The 2,347-nt window shown below is 56.7% G+C and carries 2 protein-coding genes and 1 pseudogene; 1 reads left to right on the top strand and 2 read right to left on the bottom strand.

The features are described from left to right. Positions 1 to 228 precede the first annotated feature (228 nt). Positions 229 to 832: pseudogene (locus NKJ08_RS38475) on the bottom strand (protein-L-isoaspartate(D-aspartate) O-methyltransferase); the annotation flags it as partial. Between the two features lie 92 nt (positions 833 to 924). On the opposite strand from NKJ08_RS38475, the gene NKJ08_RS38470 reads away from it, so the two are divergent. Next, positions 925 to 1,125 carry a hypothetical protein gene (locus tag NKJ08_RS38470; protein ID WP_352453889.1) on the top strand — a complete coding sequence of 67 codons (201 nt, stop codon included), beginning with the start codon at positions 925 to 927 and terminating at the stop codon, positions 1,123 to 1,125. 203 nt (positions 1,126 to 1,328) lie between these two features. Here the strand turns inward: NKJ08_RS38470 and NKJ08_RS38465 are convergent, their stop codons facing one another. Then, a complete protein-coding gene (locus NKJ08_RS38465; RefSeq protein ID WP_352528383.1) occupies positions 1,329 to 1,454 on the bottom strand; it encodes a hypothetical protein in 126 nt (41 codons plus the stop codon). Between the last annotated feature and the right edge of the window lie 893 nt (positions 1,455 to 2,347).

The raw sequence follows: 2,347 nt of genomic DNA, 5'->3' as shown, positions 1-2,347 counted from the left end.
TTTGCCCTCTGGTAGGCACACAGTAGGCTGGATAAGGGTCTTTGAGAAGCGCGCAATACGACCGCGCCGGCATGATCGCCAGCGGCTGCGACCGGTGGCTGCAGGCGTGCTCCACGAGTAGCGGGCATGGACGTCAAAAGATCGGCGATGCCATTCAGCGCCCGTGTGATCGATGCGGCGCGCGTTATCCTGATCTTCCAGCACGGCTCCGCGCAGCCGCACCCCTCATTAGACCGTTTCGAGCCGGCTGAACCGAACCGGGATGAGTTTCCGAGTCCCGAGCTGCCCTGCCGCATCCTTGTCGATGATAGTCAGAAACTGTGCTTCTTCAGATCCCAAAGGCAGAACCAGCCGTCCCCCCCGGCTTGAGTTGCTTCAGAAAACCCGGCGGTGTCTGCTCAGCCGCCGCCGTGACCAGGATCTTGTCGAATGGGGCGTGCTCGGGCCAGCCGCGCGACCCGTCTCCGACACGAATGCCGACATTGGATAAGCCGAGGCCCTGCAGGAGAGCCTCGGCATGGCTTGCGAATTCCTCGATGATTTCGACGCTCCAAACTTGCCCGGCGAGCTCCGCGAGAATTGCGGTTTGGTAGCCCAGGCCGGTGCCGATCTCGAGTACCGCCTCGTGCGGTTGCGGTGCAAGGAAATCGGTCATGAGAGCGACGATGAAGGGCTGCGAGACGGTTTTATCAAAGCCGATCGGCAGCGGCATGTCCTGGTAGGCATAAGGGGCGACCGGGGCTGGAACGAAGAGATGCCGCGGCACCCGCCGCATCGCGGCCATCACCCGCTCATCGAGCGTCGCCTTGCCGAGTTCTTCGCTTGCAAGATCGGGTAGTGGGTCAGTTTGAAATTTGACGCCGCGCTTGTCGCGGTTCGGGCCGAACTCCTATATGCTTAGCGAAACGCATGGGAAGCAGGACGGTGAGTTATTCCATAAAACTTGGCAAGGAGCCGAACGTCCTAGTGATCAACGACTTGTCCAGCAGGCAGGTCGTAAGCCAAGCGCGCGAACTCAAAGCGGGCAATATCAAATTCAGCATTTACGCCAGCGACGGCACTTTGACCGAACTGTATGATCTTGAGCGTGCCGTGGAGGGGGATGACGTTGCCAACCGGACCTAAACCCCCCAAGCGCCCGCGCGACCCAAACCAATTGGCGAAGTCGATTGTCGATCTGGCGACAGGCGAGACTGAGGACAAAAAGCCACTCGCCAGTGCCCGCAAGGGCGGGCTTATCGGTGGCAAGGCCGCCTCAAAGCACTCACGCCAGAACAGCGCTCTGAGATTGCCAGAACGGCAGCTGCGGCGCGCTGGAAGAAATGTAGCTAAGCCGCTTTCTCTTCATCGATACCGGCAGCGATCATCACCTCTTCAACGTCATCGTTGAAATCCAAGACAAGTTGGATTCGCTCTTCGCCGGGATGAGCGTCGCTGTAGTGATCAGCATCCATGCGAAGCTGCCAACAGTCGCCAACGATTTGCTTTCTGCGCTGGCCTACAGCCTTTTCGACATGACTTCACGCGGGCCGATCGGAGGACACCGATCTTCGGCAGGCGATGGAGGGCACCACCTGCCGCAAGCATCAACTATTAGAAATCACTGATGCAGTCGGGCCGGTGGAGATTGTCGGGAACTATCCGCTCATCGTGGATTATGATCGTGTGTGGTCGTGGATGTAGCCGCACACTCCAAGGGTGTCCTGTAAGCCCGCTGTCGAACCGGCAGCGGGCTTTCCTATGGGCGCTTGCCCCTTGGCGCCGGCCCTGCATTTCTTGGACGCGCTTATATACTCCGCGCAACAAGATAGGCGATCCGATACGCCATGAGTAGCAAAAGAACGAGGATCGTAAATTCGAGAACTGTGCGTGAGGGATAAATTTTCAACGCTCCGACTTCAACCGACGATACTGCAACGTAGTGTCGCTTGGCAGTTAATGATGAGAATGCGGTCGCTTCGGTTAGGTTTGGCAATTAATTGCGGGGGCAGCCCGGATTCTCAATTTAACTGCAATCGCATCAGCGTGAAGGTCATGAATTCTTTGAATTTTCATACCCTGTCTTGGGAAATTCGACCCCGTTACGTTGCCGACGCTGCTTCTCACATTAAATGCGAATGGCCCGGTATGATTATCAAATTAAGTGCACGTTTTCAAATTAAGCGCACAGCTAACCAACTGAAATGATTGACATGCGATTCTCATAATTAACTGCAAAGGGACATCCCCAGAAATGAGTATTGACTTCGGTCTCCGATATCAGCGCCGGCAACTGACCAAGGCATAGCGGGCTCGTAACGATAAGGACGGTTCTCGCTATTGGAGGACCGCAACGGGTTGGCGAGTC

This window comes from Mesorhizobium sp. M0244, assembly GCF_040321795.1.
Taxonomy (GTDB): domain Bacteria; phylum Pseudomonadota; class Alphaproteobacteria; order Rhizobiales; family Rhizobiaceae; genus Mesorhizobium.
This window is presented reverse-complemented; position numbering and strand designations above follow the sequence as displayed.

Excerpts from the sequence above, each read along its gene's own strand:
- NKJ08_RS38465 (WP_352528383.1), bottom strand. The coding sequence starts at position 1,454 with ATGGATGCTGATCACTACAGCGACGCTCATCCCGGCGAAGAGCGAATC.